We start from the raw sequence: 15,265 nt of genomic DNA on the forward strand, positions 1-15,265 counted from the left end.
ACCAGCAAATCGGCACACTGCTATCGCACCCTCGTGAAAATCTCTGCCCCAGACAAACAACCGATCGAAAGGCTGAATCCGACCTGAAACAGCGATCGTGATTGCCCTGGATCCCACCCCCGTCCGGCTTTGACATTCACACGCCTCCGGCTAGAATGGGGCAACGGACTTGGAAACGACGTCCGTTGCTTCGGTCCGGAGGTATTCGAACGGGCTCAGCGATTCAATCGCGTGCATTGCACGTTTTTTGCTGACACACCCGCGAATGACCGACCCGCTTTCGCCGACGCCGAATGATCGTTTCATTGCATTCGATGGCTGTCACCCCACCCAGTGGTGGTGAGATTGCATTCGTATGACTGGATATCGCTTGGGTGTTCGGTTTGGCGGAGCAGCATCAGCACAGAATGTCGTGAGATGGTCGGCCCCGATGCATGTCGCGTTGGCATGCATTGCACACCACATTGTTTAGCGGGATAGATGGAATGTTGATGACTGTGAGTTCGATGGCGACCGGATTGTTCTTGGCGTTTGGTTTCCCCGGTCTGCCTGAAATGTTGATCGTGCTGGTGATCTGCTTGGTTCTGTTTGGTGGTGCCAAGTTGCCATCGCTGATGCGGAACCTGGGACGCAGTGCCAACGAATTCAAACGTGGCATGTCCGAATCGGGCGACGACGAAGACGAAGCAACGGATCGCACCGACGAGAAGGTCTGAGATGTTTGGTCTCAGCCCATTTGAACTGGCCGTGATCGGAGTGATCGCGGTGGTCCTCTTTGGTGGCAACCTGCCGGAAGTGGCCAGGAAGTTTGGCTCCACGTACAGCCAATTCCGACGCAGCCTGCAGGATGTTCAGCAGCAGTTCCGTCAGGTTCAGGACGAAGCGAGTCGGACGATGTCAATGGACACGCCCCCCGCGAAGTCCACGTCGTACGACGACGAAGAGGATGAACCCAACGAACCTTCGGCGCCCAAGTTCACGCCGCCCGAGTGATGCGTTCAGTTGACGTCCGTCGAATCGGACGTCGACGGAATTCGCATCGGTTGCTGCAGGTACGCCAGCAAGTCACGAACATCCTCGACCGACAAAGCCTCGAGGATGTTCTCTGGCATCAGAGAGACCGGCGACGCTTGCAGGGCATCGATGTCGTCCCGGCTGACTCGGACCGCATTGCCCTCGGCCGTTCGCATTGTCACGGTGTCGGGCGTTTGGTCTTCTAACAACCCGCTCAGCACCTGACCATCCGCGGTGAGCAAGCGGTAGTTGGTGAACTCTTCTCGGATCGCGGCCGACGGGTCAATGATCGCCAACGACAGAAAGTCCAGGTTGGACCGTTCGTACCCCGTCAGATCCGGCCCCACTTTGCCACCTTCCCCGAACAGTCGGTGGCAGGTTCCGCAATGTTTGGTGAACAACGCTTTGCCGTGAGCAAGATCCGCCTGCGACGTGGAGCGAACGACGGACTGAAACTCAGCGATCTGAACCTGCTTTTCCGCCGGAGTTGCACGAACGGTCCCCCAGTGTTTCGTGACACGCTCACGCAGTGAGGCGTTCTCAAAGGCCTGCATTTGAACGACCACATCCGCGGGCACTCGTTCGACGTTGATCTTGGCAGCATCGATTTCATTCAGCAGCACCGACGCCCATGGTTCGCGACTGGAGAGAACTCGAATCGCGGTCTCTCTTAAGTTGCCGGCGTCATCCATCGACGATTGATACGCCGATGCGATCCATGAACCAATGGACTCGTCAGCGAATCGCGAAAGGGCTTGCAACGCAGCCAACTTGACCGCGCCAGATGGATCCCCCTGCAGCCGTCGCCGCAGGACCGCGAGCGCCTGTTCGTTTTGGATTTCGCCCAAGGTCTCGATCAACGCGACCTTGGTTTGAATCGGAGTCCCGGACTGCTCGATCAACTGCAAAGCTTGCTTGATCGCGGCGGCATCGCCCTGACGCAAACGCAGCGGCAAATCCGATCCCGGCCGTGACTCGCGGAAGACAGCGAGCTGTTCCCGCAAGGCTTCCGGCAACACCTCGACCTTCCGCCCCACAAAGGCTTCTTCAAAACCTTGGATCAAAGTCGCTTTGGCATCGTCATCGGGTGCCATCGCCAACAGGCTCGCGCCGACCAGGAAGCTTTCGTTGGCCCCATCTGCCGCCAGCCGCTGCATCAAGCGAGCGAGAATCGTCTGCCGCACCAATCGGCTCTTCCAAAGCCGCTCGTCTTCAAACAATGCGGCAACGGAGTCGGAATGGCTTTCACAATGGGCTTCCACGCCCCACCAAATCAACAGCGGCAGATGCAAGTCATCTTGATCTGATTCTCGCAGCATCATCTCGCGAAGGATCGGCAAGGCTTGCTCGGCATCCAAACGAGCCGCGGTGGACGCCAACTGTGACCGGACGTGGATGTCGTTTTCATGCTTGGCAAGTTCGATGAGTGCCTGCTGTTGGTCGCTGGTCATTGACGCTTGGTCGCCAAGCAGCCGAACTGCCCAGCGTCGCAGATCAGGGTTCGGTTCGGAGGCCTGCAAAGACTCTGTCCAATCGTCTTCGCCGAGGGCCTGCCCGCGTTGCAGCGCCCACAACGCGAGCAATCGGCGCTGGTCCGTCTCGTCATTCAAGATTCCGGCCAGCGAGTCCTGCAGAGCCTGGGATTCCTCGATCCGAGCAACGATGGTCTCCAACGTCAGGAACCGAATCGTGCGACCGGGATGTGCCAGCAAATTCAGCAACTGATCGTCCGTCATCGCGAACAAATCAAATCGCGTTCGCGATGGCAGCAACCCGTCCGTGTTCGAAGACGTGGAAGGATTCTTCGCAGTGAGCCGATAGATTCGGCCGCTGGTTTTGTGCCAGTTGTCTCGTGGGTCGACGTGTGTCAGACGCGTGTCGTACCAATCTGCGAAATAGACCGCTCCATCCGGTCCAACAGAGATCGCCACAGGCCGAAACCATCGGTCATCGGTCTCGATCGTGGTTTCGAAATCACGCGTCCGAAACGTCGACGTGTCCGCGATCAATTCGCTGCTGATCACACATCGCTGCAACGGATTGATGGCGATCGATTGATCGCGATATCGCGGCGGCAGCACGTCGTCTTGGTAAACCACCAACGCTTGTGTGAACCGTCGGCCATCCCCCTCGGATCGCATGTGCTGGAAGAAACCGTAGGCGTGTGGGTTGGTCAGCGGCCCATGCTTGCCCCAAGACTTCGTGCCATAGCTGCCTTGTGGATAGAACATTCCCCGCGTGTTGCCATGGTTCGTTCCTGAAAACGTGAGCCCACTCTCTTCGATCTCCAAACCGAACGTGTTGCCACCCCCTTCGGCGAAGATTTCAAAGCGATGCGATTCCGGGTGATACCTCCAAATGCATTGGCCCTGAAACGAGGTCGCTTGGTCCGGTCGGTCCGACAGGGGAGCACGAATGGAGGCGGTCGTGGTGCTTCCGTTGGCACCGTACAACCAACCATCGGGCCCAAGCCGCAAGCTATTGGCGACCGCGTGCGTGTCTTCCAAACCAAAGCCGGCCAGGTGAACCACTGGATCCCCATCGACCTTCGCATCGTGATCCGCATCGGGGTAAAACAACAAGTACGGCGGGTTCATCACCCAGATTCCGGACGTGCTGACCGCGACGCTGGTCGCAACGTTCAGTCCCTCGATAACATCTCGATGCGAGTCATACGAACCATCGCCGTTGGTGTCTTCCCAAACCGTCACACAGTCCGCCCCGGAGACGTGATTGGGCGGAGCAATCGGCGTGCTATCAAACACGGCTCGCAAGTGCTGGTCGTAGCGAACCACTTTCAGTCCCGCTGGAAACGGGTACTGACGATACTGCACCACCCACATTCGACCTTGGAAGTCAAAGCTGATGTGGATTGGCTGAGTCACATCGGGTTCCCCCGCGACCAATTCCACACGCACGTCGTCGGGCACCTTCAAACGAGCGATCGTCTCGGCGGGTGACGCGGGTTCGGAATCGTCCCCCAGATCCCCACGACCTTCGAATTCCCGCATCACACGGGCAACTTCGTCATTGCCGGCGGGAGCGTCCTGGGACACGCCGACGTTCAGCCAACCAAAGCTGATCGCACTCCAAAAAGCAACGAAGAACAACCACTGGTTTCGCATTGAGTTCGCTCTGATTTGTTGGCTCACTGGCATCGGTCGACTCATCGGGGTATCAAAGTGTCAGCTTCTTGCTCTTCCATCCAACAGAAACATCCCCAAAGAAGGAAAGCAGGAATCGGATGGCATGCAAGCTGTTTGGTGCTCGCTTGGGCTGCTAAGCAGGTCGGCAGGAGTCTTGTCGGCATTTGAACTGTTATGGCAAACGCCACTGTTCCCACGTACAACCGGGGCCAACGCCCAAACGGCTCACATGGTTTTGCCCGATCATTCCTGCCGACCTGTTTCGCACAACTTCTATTTCACTGGCGTGATCACAACCGTGTGAGTGACTGGGACGATCGCAGCTTGGATTGCCTGCACCAAATCCGCTCGCTTGGTTTCGGTGCTTTTGACCGCAGCCTCCAGATCCTTTTTGCCTTCTTCCCCGTGGAAAACCTTCTTAATCTGCACCGTTTCAAACGCCTGTTTCGCGGCCACCGCTTGGTCGATCGCCTGAAACGCCTTGCTGAACGGATTGACCTCAAAGTGTTCGGCCAAGTTCACCCCTTCGGCCAGTTCTTCCTTGGTGAATTCAAGGCTCTGCTCACCCCAACGGACACTTGCCTTGTCTGTTTCCAAACCGTTGACGGTCAGCAAGAACCGATTCAAATCGTCGTTGAACGGAACCAGTGTCATGCCGGAACGAATGCTGTTTTCGTTGTCGGCCTTTCCAGTCGCGCAAAACGGGTAGCGACGACTCTCGAAGGTGATTTGGTGAGCCGATTCATCCGACGCGAACTCGACGAGCGAATGATGGTCGCCACCGGCCGCGGTTGCAGTCGCCAAGTCCACCTTCAAGTTCGCGATGGGTTCGCGAATCCCCATCGATTTGAGAAATCCGTGAGCCATGATGACTTGGCCGGCCCAGGGTGGGTGAATCCCATCGTTGCCAGTGACTTGATAAGGCTTTTCATCGGTGCCGTACTTTTTGGCGGCTGTGATTTGGGCGACGTACATGGGCCAGAACAGGTCGGCAAACGCAACGTTTTCTTCCTTGGAAATTTCAATCCCCAAATCCCGCAAGGTGCAAAGGTTCAGGTTGTGTTCGTCCAAGGTGCACGCAGGAGCCTTGACCCAGGTCGCGATTTTCCCGGCACAGCCTGGTGATCCCAAAACCACTTTCGCACCGGCTTCCTTCAAACGACGAACGATGTGTTGGTAATTGTCCTTGTACCAATGCCCGTTGTTGACGTCGTAGGCTCGATAGCGAGCATCGTTCATCCCGTAACAAAGCGTCGCGATGGTGGGCTCGAAACGCAAGCAATCCGAATCCATCCGACGAAGAAAACCGGCCGCGGTTTCACCGCTCCACCCGAGTTGTCGCGTTTCAATTTCCAGGTGCGGCATGCACGCGTTCAGGTAAGTCTCGATCATCCGTGAATACATTTTCTGCTCGGTGATCGAATCCCCGATGATCACCAGGCGATCGCCCTTGGTCAGCAACAGCGGCCCGATTTCAGGAGCCTTGGCAGGGAAGAACTTGCCGAACTCAGGGTCCTCCGGTTTGGGCTCGTACTGATACGGTCCGGACTCGGGGAACTTCGGCAGGGAGCTGTCTTCGGCTGATGTTGTTGCCGTGGCGAAGACAGAAAACGCGACAAGCAAAGCAATGCTTCGCAGGATTGTTGGGGGCATGGTGGGTCTCTTGATGACGATATTGAGATTGAAATGGGGGAGGCGAGGTGGCGTCATTGATGGCCAAAGGCCTTTTTCAACGTAGCCTGGGACGACGTCCCAGGAACCGGTGAAAACATTGACTCCTTTGGCCAAAGAGTTTGTGTCTTGGACAGTCAACGGAATGGATCGCCCTCTCTTGTCTCATGGACTTAAATCGGACGGTTGGTTGGGAGCGATGCTCATCGGCGGGTTGTTGGGATCGATTTTCTCGTGTTCCCAGTACCAACCATCGGCCTTCTTCTCGAGCACTCGGTGTTGGCTGTTCTTTGCCAAAGGAGCGGGATCCGATCGCACAAATTGTCTCAATCGCTGTGCGGCATCAGCATGCTCGGCTTGACCGATCAAGTTTTCGAATTCGTTTGGATCGTTGATGACGTCATAGAGTTCTTCGCTGCCATCGGCGTAGCGAATCAAGCGATACCGTTCGCCTTTGATGCCTTGGTTGCCGGGGTTGTGATCGGTGATCGCAGGCGTTTCCCGAATTTGATGGGGGTGTTGGATCTGGGGGACCAAGCTCAGCCCTTCCACCTCCTTCGGTGCGGGCAGACCGACCAGTTCAGAGAGTGTGGGATAGATGTCCAACAGTTCCGCCGGCGACTGAGTTCGGCCGTGAGCGATCTCTGGCCCAGCGAAGATCAACGGAACGTGAGTCGAACGTTCCCACAGCGTGTTTTTGCCGGTGACGTTCTTTTCGCCCAAGTGCCATCCGTGATCGCTCCACAAACAGATGACTGTGTTGTCGCGGTGCGGCGACTCTTCGAGCGCGGCAAGAACGCGGCCGACTTGGCTGTCGACAAAACTGATGCAGGCCAAATAGGAGTGCACCAAATTCTTCTGTTGGTCATGGGCTTTCAACCAACTCATGCGGGGCTCGGGCAATTTCCAGTGCAGGTACCAACTGAAGGGGGAACAATCCAGGCGATCGTCGCTTCGATAAGGCGGCAACTGCAACGTTTCATCGTCATACAGTCCCCACCACTTCGGCGTGACATGGCAGGGGACATGCGGCAAGAAGAAACCGCAACTCATGAAGAACGGTTCATCGTCAGGCATCGCCCCCAGTTTTTCAGTCACCCAGTCGGCAACCTTGTAATCGCCCTTGTCCTCATCGCGGTGATCGAACACGCCCCAGTCCATCAACGGGTGATCGCCAATCGGCGTGGCCGGGATGAGCTTTTGTGGCGGCTTCACTCCAGCGACGCCAGGCGGTCCAATTTCATCAAATTCGTTTTTGTCTCGACCATAACGACCGTGATAAACCTTGCCCGCCGAGTACGTTCGGTATCCATTTGCCTTGAAGTGCTGCGGCAACGCCACACGGTCTTTTAGTTCTGGCAAATCGCGAAACCAGGGTGCCAAGCCATAGATGCCCGTCGTCGAAGGACGCAGGGAGAGCATCAAACTCGTTCGCGAAGAATTGCAGAGGGGCGATTGGCAATGCGCGTTCGTGAACGTCATGCCACGTTCGGCCAACGACTGCATCGCTGGCGTTTGGACTTGAGGGTGCCCGCCGAGCGGCTCCACCCAGTCATTCAAATCATCGATGCAGATCATCAAGACGTTGGGACGGCTCGATGAGTTTTGAGCAAAGGACTCGGACGCAAACAGCGTCGTGGCTAGCACGACGCTCCAAACAAAAAGCTTGTTCATTTGGCTGGGGTGGGGCAGGGTGGGATGTGGGTGGGGAGAAGCGGAACATGTTCCAGTGCATCATTCAGCCATCGACTTTGCGTACGACGGACTTCCAAGTCCGTCAAAAAGTCATTGGCACCGACGGACTCGGAAGTCCGTCGTACGCTCCCCTACCGTTATAGCTGGACCGTCTTGCCCGTGCGTGCACTTTCGTAAATCGCGTTGATCAACGCCACACTGCGTCGGCCTTCGGTGCCATTGATTTGCGGGCTGTGTCCCTCGGTGATTGCATCCAGAAAGTCATTGAAGACTTCGGTGTGACCGTGGTGCCCGATGGAGGACGGGTCGCTGGCTCCTCCGCCCGTTTCGGTCTTCCCAGCCATGCGTTTCCGGATGGCCTCGTCTTCCTCGGTTTCGTTGGCAAATTCCCACTGGGTGAGATCTTCTTCTTCCAGGATCGCACTGCCTTCGCTGCCGCCAATCTCGATGCGTTTCAGAGCCCCGGGATAGGTGGTTGTGGTGGCTTCGATGACTCCCAGAGCGCCATTTTTGAATTTTAGCGTCGCGACGACGATGTCTTCGACTTCGATTCGTTCGTGAGTCATCGTTGATGCCATCGCCGAGACTTCGCTGACGTCGCCCATCAACCACAGCAACAGATCCACCGAGTGGATGGCTTGGTTCATCAGGGCTCCACCACCGTCGAGTTTCCAAGTCCCCCGCCACGCGCCGCTGTCGTAGTACTCTTGGCTGCGGTACCACTTCACGTAGGCGTCACCCATCGTGATTTTGCCGAACCGGCCCTCTTCCACGGCTTTCTTCATCAATCGCGAAGATTCGTGGAAACGGCTTTGAAACGTCACGCCCAATTGCACACCGGCTTTTTGGCAAGCGTCGATGATTTGGTCACAGCGTTCCTGGGTGACTTCGAGTGGTTTCTCGATCATCACGTGCTTGCCAGCTTCGGCGGCCTGGATTGCGGGTTCTGCGTGAGCACCGCTGGGTGTGCACACCGAAACGGCGCCGATTTCAGGGTCCGCGAGCATTTCCTCGAGTGTCTTGAACACGCGACCACCATGCTTCGCCACGAACTCCTCGGCTCGCTCGGTGTTGCGGTTGTAACAACCCACCAAATGCCCGTTGGTCGAATCCGCGATGGCTTTGGCATGAAAATTGGAGATCATTCCGGCGCCGACGATGCCAATACCGATGCTCATGTTGTTTGTCTTTTTTGTGCGAGGAAACAGGGTGGGGATCGCTGAGGTAGGCGAAAAACTACGATCAAGATACGTTTTCATGGCAGCTTTCGTCACCGGAGGCTGTTTTGCACCCCGATTTCATCCAGGTTCCATCGCCGTGCCCACCGCTTCGAAAAACGCCTCCCCGATGAAGCTGCGATCCCTTCGTGATGTCCCGGCCATCCTGGACGCGAAAGTTGGGCTGGGAGAGGTTCTGGGCCGCAAGCCGAAAGGCGGCACAAAACGAAAGACAAAGCAGGCCCACGATCCGGTTCCGCTGGCGTTTTCTGGAGTTTGGGGCGGGATTCGCGGTTTGCTGGCCGCCACCCTGACCCGCCATCACCCGCACGTGTTGGTCCTGCTTCCGCAAGCCGTCGACGCGGACATTGTCGCGGGAGACATTTCCTCGTTCGGGATCGAAGACGTCGTCGCGTTGCCGCTGTCGGCCGGCGACGGAACCGGCAGTTCCATTCGCGACGCCGACTACGCCGCTCGATTGCAAGTCCTGCAGCGACTCCGCGCCCGCGATCAGAATTCCCCACAACCGCTGGTCGTGACCTCGTACATCGGAGCCGCCATCCAACGGGTGCCATCGGTTTCGAGTCTCGAAAAAGCGACCCGCGAATTGTCGGTCGGTGACATCGTTGATCCTGAAGTGATTCGGCGTTGGCTGGCTGAAGCCGGTTTCGCAGCCGTGACGGCGGTCCAGGTGCCGGGCGAATTTGCCAGCCGGGGTGGATTGCTGGACGTGTATTCGCCGGACCAACCCCAGCCGATTCGAATCGAATGGTTCGACGACGAGATCGAATCCATCCGCCGGTTCGACGCAGCCACTCAGCGGAGCAGCGAAACACTCAGCAAGGTTGAACTCGCCGCGATTGGAACCCAGCCAGTCAAAAGCCCTTTCGCAGAAGAAGAGAACAACGACGAACCGCTGGACCTGATTGTCGATGACAGCGTGGGGGCCGAAGCCACCATCGTCGACTACTTACCCGAAGACACCGTGGTGCTGGTGATCGATCCATCGGATTGCCACCAGTCGTCCAACGCGTTGCTCGCTCGGGTCGCCAAGACCGAACGCTTCGTTTCGATGAAGGAACTGCTTTCGGAGCTGAAGAGCCACAAAGTCGTCACAGGAACATCGCTGGCCGAAGGAGCCCCAACGGATGTTGTCGACTTGCACACCGCCAGCGCCGATAGCTTCGCAACGTCGCTGGACGAAACCAAATCCAAGGTCGACTCCGTCGCGGCCGGACACGAAGTCATCGTGGTGGGTGACACGCCCGCCGATGGCCAGCGACTGACTGAGTTGCTTGAGGACACCGATGCGGCCAAACAAGGTCGCTTGCACATGACGGTTGCCGACCTCAGCGGTGGTTTCCGTTTGACCGACGCAGAGATCCTGGTGCTCACCGGTGCCGAGCTCTTTCATCGCAGCCCCGTTCGTCGCGCCAAGACACGGACCCGCGGCAAACCGATCGACTCGTTCACGCAGCTCACCCCCGGCGACTTGGTGATTCACCTGTCCCACGGGATCGGGTTGTACCGCGGGCTGAACTCCATCGAGAAAAATGGCCAGCATCAAGAACACTTGACCATCGAGTTCGACGGCGGGACCAAGATCCATGTGCCAGCTTCTCGTATTCAATTGGTTCAGCGATACGTCGGGGGAACGAAAAATCGACCCAAGCTGGCCAAAATCGGCGGTATCAGTTGGACCAACCAGCGCAAGGCCGCCGAAGCCGCGGTCACCGACATGGCCGACGAACTGCTGGAACTGCAGGCCAAACGAGCCACACGACTCGGCATCCCCATGTCGCCGGACAACGAATGGCAACGCCAGTTCGACGCCAGCTTCCCGTACCTGGAAACACCAGACCAATTGTCGGCAATCGACGCCTTGAAAGTCGACATGGAGACGCCACGGCCCATGGACCGGCTGATTTGTGGCGACGTCGGATTTGGCAAAACCGAAGTTGCCATGCGGGCGGCTTTCAAAGCGGTCTCATCGGGTTACCAAGTCGCCGTGTTGGTCCCAACCACCGTGCTGGCAGAACAACACTACCAATCGTTTCGCGAACGGATGGCGGAGTTCCCCGTCGAGATTCGGAAACTCAGTCGTTTTTGCACGGCGGCCGAGCAACGCGAAACAGTGAAGGAGATCCGGCGAGGCAAAGCCGACATCGTGATTGGAACCCACCGCGTCGCCAGCAAAGACGTCGAGTTCAACAACCTCGGCTTGGTCGTCATCGATGAAGAACAACGCTTCGGCGTCGCCGTGAAGGAACGCCTGAAGACTCGGCATAGCAACGTCGATGTCCTGACGCTTTCTGCAACGCCCATTCCGCGAACGCTGCACATGGCATTGGTTGGCGTTCGCGATATCAGCAACCTGGAAACGCCGCCAGCCGAACGAATGGCGGTCGAGACCAAAGTGACTCGCTGGGACGACAAGATGCTGCGTTCCGCCATCGTGCGGGAACTCAACCGCGGCGGTCAGATGTACTTCGTCCACAACCGCATCGGGGACATGGATGACCTGGCTGCTCGGATCAAAGCCATTGTCCCAGAACTTCGAATCGGCATCGGCCATGGACAAATGGTCGAAGGTGCACTCGAACAAATCATGGTTGACTTCATCGATCACAAGTTCGACATGCTGCTGGCCACGACGATCATCGAGAGCGGATTGGACATTCCCAACGCCAACACCATGTTCATCGACGATGGCAATCGCTACGGCCTGAGCGATCTGCACCAACTGCGTGGACGCGTGGGGCGGTACAAGCACCAAGCCTACTGCTACCTGCTGGTGTCGCCGAACAAACGGCTGACGCCAGAAGCCAGCAAACGCCTGCGAGCGATCGAAGAGTATTCTCAGATGGGTGCTGGTTTCGCGATTTCGATGCGAGACCTCGAGATTCGCGGGGCGGGCAATCTGCTGGGCAGTCAGCAATCGGGGCACATTGCCGCGGTCGGTTACGAAATGTATTGCCAACTGCTCGAAGACGCGGTCCGGCAAGCTCAAAAATTGCCGCCGAAGTTGTCCGCCGATGTGGACATTGATTTGCCGATCGAAGCTTACCTGCCGGAAGACTACGTGCCCAACCTGCGGCATAAAATCGATCTTTATCGCCGGATGACTCGAATCGAGAAAGCGGCTGATGTGAAGGCCCTGCGAGAAGAATTGGAAGACCGCTTTGGCGCGCCACCGCCCCCGGCGCTTCGAATGTTGGAATTGTGTGAACTGCGGCTCGACGCAGCCTCATGGGGCTTGGTTTCGCTGACCACCAACGATCGCTTCATTGTGATTCAGTACTCCAATCGATCGCGGATGGATCAACTGGCCAAGAACGCTTCGATCCCGATTCGCATCGTCGATCATCAAAAGGCCTACATTCCGATCAAGGACTACGACATGTCCGATCCGGCCGGCAAAGCGTGGCTGCAACTTGCCCGCGCTGCATTATGGATTGGTTGACCACTTCTCTTTCCCGATCGGACCCGGACATGCGTCGTCGAGCTTCCCACCTTTTGCTGGCAGTTTTTTGTTTCAGTCTTGCCCCTGCCGGGACGCTCACGCCTGCCAACTCCGCCGAACCGGATCGCTTGGAATCAAGCAGCTGGAATCAATGGCGTGGCCCCAATCGGGACGGCACGCTCGCTCAACCAACCGCCTGGCCAGATCGTCTTTCCGGAAACCTTGACAAGGCTTGGTCGGTTCCACTGGGTCCCAGCTACAGCGGGCCCGTGATGGTCGACGGGTTGGTGTTCACAACCGAAACGGTGAACAAACAATTCGAACGAGTGACCGCTTACGAGGTCGCCACCGGTGAATTGCGTTGGGAACGCCAATGGGAAGGATCGATGTCAGTGCCATTTTTTGCCGCCGCCAATGGAGATTGGATTCGAGCCACCCCCGCGTGTGTTCCGGGTTACTTGGTCGTGCTGGGAATGCGAGATGTTCTGGTCTGCCTGGACACTGCAACCGGCGAGGAACGGTGGAAGATCGATTTCCCCGCTCAGACCGGATCGTCTTTGCAGCCGTTCGGGGCGGCTTGCTCGCCACTGATTCATGATGGGGCGATCTATGTCCAAGTCGGTGCGGGACTGACGAAGCTGGCACTGGATTCCGGCGAGGTGCTTTGGACCGTTCTCTCCGGCGGCGAAGACATGATGTCCCGCGGCGCGTTCAGCAGCCCCTCGATCGCCACACTCGCGGGCCAAGAACAATTGCTCGTTCAAACTCGCGAAGAACTGTGCGGCGTTTCACTGGACACCGGCGATGTGCTCTGGCGAGAAGCCATCGAAGCCTTTCGCGGCATGAACATTTTGACACCGCTGGCGATCGGCGACTCGGTGTTCACGGCAGCCCACAGTGGAAAAAGCCAACTGTTCGACATCCGACTCGACGAGTCAGCGGAGAAAACCTGGACAGCCGGCGAACGCTGGAATCAAAAAACGCAAGGCTACATGTCCTCACCCGTGGTGGTCGACGATCATGTGTACCTGCACCTGAAGAACGAACGATTCACTTGTTTGTCGGTCGCGGACGGTTCGATTCAGTGGACCTCGCCGCCCGTCGGCAAGTACTGGTCGATGGTCCGCAACGAAAACCGTATTCTGTCGCTGAGCGCGGACGGCAAACTTCGATTGATCGCTGCGAATCCCAGTGAGCTCACGGTGGTCGACACCCAAGAGGTCGCCGAGAACAGCTGGGCTCACTTGGCAGTCTCCAGCAACAACGACCAACCTCTGATTTTGATCCGTGCCTTGAATTCTTTGACCGCCTATCGATGGACGAGCCCTTGACCGCAACACCGACTTCACCTGCACCGGACCCGCCCCCTCCATTCATACTGGGCGTCGATGTCGGCGGTGCCAACCTGAAGTCGGTCTTGGTCAACCATGCAACCGAGGACGCGACGGCCAGGGAATCCTTTTTCCCCATGTGGAAACGCCCGGAGTCGCTCGCCGAACAACTGCATTCAGATTGGATCGCGTTGTTGGCTGAATCTCGAGTCAAGGTGGACTTGATCCAAGGCATTGCGGTCACCATGACCGGCGAGCTGGCCGATTGTTTCACTGACCGTCAGCACGGCGTGACTCACATCGCCGAACAAGTTCGCATCGCAGCAACGCAGTTGAGTCACGATTCCGAGCTTGGGTTCTATTCCACCGCTGGCAAATTCGTCGGGATTGAAGCCGTGGCTTCAGAAGTCGACGCATTGGCGGCGTCGAATTGGCACGCGTTGGCTTCCTGGGCAGCAAGCCAGATATCCGCCCGCGGGATTTTGATCGACGTCGGATCGACAACCACCGACCTCATCCCAATTCAAAACGGACAGGTTGCCACCGCAGCGAAGACCGATCACGAGCGACTTCGCGACGGCTCGCTCGTTTACGTTGGTTGTCGTCGAACGCCAGTGTGTGCCCTGGTCGACCGACTCACGATCGACCAAGTCGATGTCCCGGTCATGAACGAACTGTTCGCGACCATCGATGACGCTCGTTTGATTCTGAAGCGACTCCCTGAGTCGGCCGACGACCGAGACTCCGCCGACGGCCGACCTCGCGACAGGCAATCGGCACACCGTCGGCTGGCCAAGATGGTTGGCTTGGACGCAAACGAGCTCACCAGCGATCAAGCGTCGTCGATTGCAAAGCAAATCCTCGCAGCGGCCCAGCAACAGATCGATGAAAGCCTGCAGCGTCAGATCGAACGGCTCGACAGCCATTCCAATGAAGAGACCACGTTGTTGCTCAGTGGACACGGGCAGGATTTAATCACCCATTCCGCAACCGCCCGCAACGCGATCGACCTGCGTGATCGCTTGAGCCCAGAGGTTTCGCGATCGGCACCCGCGTTTGCCGTCGCTCGATTGTGGTTGAGCACCCAACGAGAGGTTCGATGAGTCGCCGCGTGATCAAACTGGGCGGCAGCCTGCTGACCCGTCCCAGTCTGCTGGATGATTTTCATCAGTGGTACCGCAACCAAGCCCCTGCGGATGACTGCTTGATCATCGGCGGCGGTCAGCTGATCGATGCGGTCCGTGAATGGGACCGATTGCGACCGGGCGACCCGCAAACGGTTCACTGGCAATGCGTCGCGATGCTAGAACACTCGATGCGTCATCTTGCAGAGGCCCTTGAATCAGACGGTCGTTTTCCACCGATCGAGAAACTTGAGACCGAAGACGACTGGCTGCGTTATTCGACCTCCTCAAGCGATTCAATGAAGCCTGCTTCCTCGACGATTCAATTCTTGCGTCCCGAAGTCGTCTACCACTCGGCGTCGAAAGCTCCGTTGCCAGAGACGTGGTCGACCACAACGGACTCCATCGCAATGTGGGTCGCACTGCAATGCGATGCAAGCGAGGTGGTGCTGCTGAAGTCATGCGCCGTTGACTCAGAGGACCGCCTGCAGGACTGGATCACGCAAGGAATCGTCGATCCGGCGTGTGCCGTGTTGGCATCGCTGGAAGAGAAACTGCGTGTCGAGCAGCTGCCGATTCAGCCAACCTGCTGAACGAACGCAAA

Annotated in this window: 11 protein-coding genes; 6 read left to right on the forward strand and 5 right to left on the reverse strand. The window is 57.6% G+C overall.

All coding sequences use genetic code 11. From position 1 onward, the window contains the following. Positions 1-150: 150 nt before the first annotated feature. On the reverse strand, positions 151-306 hold the full coding sequence (locus RISK_RS32125) for a hypothetical protein (RefSeq protein ID WP_160311403.1): 156 nt from the start codon (positions 304-306) through the stop codon (positions 151-153). Positions 307-491: 185 nt separating this feature from the next. Here RISK_RS32125 and tatA point away from each other — a divergent pair, with 185 nt between their 5' ends. Further along, a complete protein-coding gene (tatA, locus tag RISK_RS06040) occupies positions 492-716 on the forward strand; it encodes a twin-arginine translocase TatA/TatE family subunit (RefSeq protein WP_236696072.1) in 225 nt (74 codons plus the stop codon). A gap of 1 nt (position 717) precedes the next feature. Next, positions 718-993: a Sec-independent protein translocase subunit TatA/TatB gene (locus RISK_RS06045; RefSeq protein WP_047813378.1), complete on the forward strand. Its 276-nt coding sequence runs from the start codon at positions 718-720 to the stop codon at positions 991-993. Between the two features lie 5 nt (positions 994-998). Here the strand turns inward: RISK_RS06045 and RISK_RS06050 are convergent, their stop codons facing one another. From RISK_RS06050 to RISK_RS06065, 4 genes are all read right to left on the reverse strand, one after another. Then, complete coding sequence (locus RISK_RS06050) at positions 999-4,139, reverse strand: PVC-type heme-binding CxxCH protein (protein ID WP_236696073.1); 3,141 nt, start codon at positions 4,137-4,139, stop codon at positions 999-1,001. A 294-nt stretch (positions 4,140-4,433) separates the two neighbouring features. Beyond that, positions 4,434-5,813 carry an SGNH/GDSL hydrolase family protein gene (locus RISK_RS06055; RefSeq protein ID WP_047813558.1) on the reverse strand — a complete coding sequence of 460 codons (1,380 nt, stop codon included), beginning with the start codon at positions 5,811-5,813 and terminating at the stop codon, positions 4,434-4,436. 183 nt (positions 5,814-5,996) lie between these two features. Next, positions 5,997-7,505, reverse strand: coding sequence for a sulfatase (locus tag RISK_RS06060; protein WP_047813380.1), 1,509 nt, complete (start codon positions 7,503-7,505; stop codon positions 5,997-5,999). Positions 7,506-7,663: 158 nt separating this feature from the next. After that, complete coding sequence (locus RISK_RS06065; protein ID WP_047813381.1) at positions 7,664-8,704, reverse strand: Gfo/Idh/MocA family protein; 1,041 nt, start codon at positions 8,702-8,704, stop codon at positions 7,664-7,666. A gap of 79 nt (positions 8,705-8,783) precedes the next feature. Between RISK_RS06065 and mfd the strand changes: the two genes are divergently transcribed. The 4 genes from mfd to RISK_RS06085 are packed head-to-tail and all read left to right on the forward strand — an operon-like array spanning position 8,784 to position 15,254. After that, positions 8,784-12,206 carry a transcription-repair coupling factor gene (gene mfd, locus RISK_RS06070; RefSeq protein ID WP_173442621.1) on the forward strand — a complete coding sequence of 1,141 codons (3,423 nt, stop codon included), beginning with the start codon at positions 8,784-8,786 and terminating at the stop codon, positions 12,204-12,206. Positions 12,207-12,235: 29 nt separating this feature from the next. Next, on the forward strand, positions 12,236-13,537 hold the full coding sequence (locus RISK_RS06075; RefSeq protein WP_047813382.1) for a PQQ-binding-like beta-propeller repeat protein: 1,302 nt from the start codon (positions 12,236-12,238) through the stop codon (positions 13,535-13,537). Beyond that, entirely contained in the window at positions 13,522-14,640 is a 1,119-nt protein-coding gene (locus RISK_RS06080; RefSeq protein ID WP_047813383.1) for a hydantoinase/oxoprolinase family protein, read from the forward strand. The genes RISK_RS06075 and RISK_RS06080 overlap by 16 nt, the downstream gene beginning before the upstream one ends. Continuing rightward, positions 14,637-15,254, forward strand: coding sequence for an amino acid kinase family protein (locus RISK_RS06085; protein ID WP_047813384.1), 618 nt, complete (start codon positions 14,637-14,639; stop codon positions 15,252-15,254). Before RISK_RS06080 ends, RISK_RS06085 begins: the two co-directional genes overlap by 4 nt. The last annotated feature ends 11 nt before the right edge of the window (positions 15,255-15,265 follow it).

Origin of the sequence: Rhodopirellula islandica (assembly GCF_001027925.1) — a bacterium.
Classification (GTDB): Bacteria; Planctomycetota; Planctomycetia; order Pirellulales; family Pirellulaceae; genus Rhodopirellula; species Rhodopirellula islandica.

What these genes read in the sequence shown, in the direction of transcription:
- RISK_RS06065 (WP_047813381.1), bottom strand. Translation starts at nt 8,704, where the DNA reads ATGAGCATCGGTATTGGCATCGTCGGCGCCGGAATGATCTCCAATTTT.
- RISK_RS06080 (WP_047813383.1), top strand. Translation starts at nt 13,522, where the DNA reads ATGGACGAGCCCTTGACCGCAACACCGACTTCACCTGCACCGGACCCG.
- mfd (WP_173442621.1), top strand. Translation starts at nt 8,784, where the DNA reads ATGGCAGCTTTCGTCACCGGAGGCTGTTTTGCACCCCGATTTCATCCA.
- RISK_RS06055 (WP_047813558.1), bottom strand. Translation starts at nt 5,813, where the DNA reads ATGCCCCCAACAATCCTGCGAAGCATTGCTTTGCTTGTCGCGTTTTCT.
- RISK_RS06050 (WP_236696073.1), bottom strand. Translation starts at nt 4,139, where the DNA reads ATGCGAAACCAGTGGTTGTTCTTCGTTGCTTTTTGGAGTGCGATCAGC.
- RISK_RS06045 (WP_047813378.1), top strand. Translation starts at nt 718, where the DNA reads ATGTTTGGTCTCAGCCCATTTGAACTGGCCGTGATCGGAGTGATCGCG.
- tatA (WP_236696072.1), top strand. Translation starts at nt 492, where the DNA reads ATGACTGTGAGTTCGATGGCGACCGGATTGTTCTTGGCGTTTGGTTTC.
- RISK_RS06060 (WP_047813380.1), bottom strand. Translation starts at nt 7,505, where the DNA reads ATGAACAAGCTTTTTGTTTGGAGCGTCGTGCTAGCCACGACGCTGTTT.
- RISK_RS06075 (WP_047813382.1), top strand. Translation starts at nt 12,236, where the DNA reads ATGCGTCGTCGAGCTTCCCACCTTTTGCTGGCAGTTTTTTGTTTCAGT.
- RISK_RS32125 (WP_160311403.1), bottom strand. Translation starts at nt 306, where the DNA reads ATGAAACGATCATTCGGCGTCGGCGAAAGCGGGTCGGTCATTCGCGGG.
- RISK_RS06085 (WP_047813384.1), top strand. Translation starts at nt 14,637, where the DNA reads ATGAGTCGCCGCGTGATCAAACTGGGCGGCAGCCTGCTGACCCGTCCC.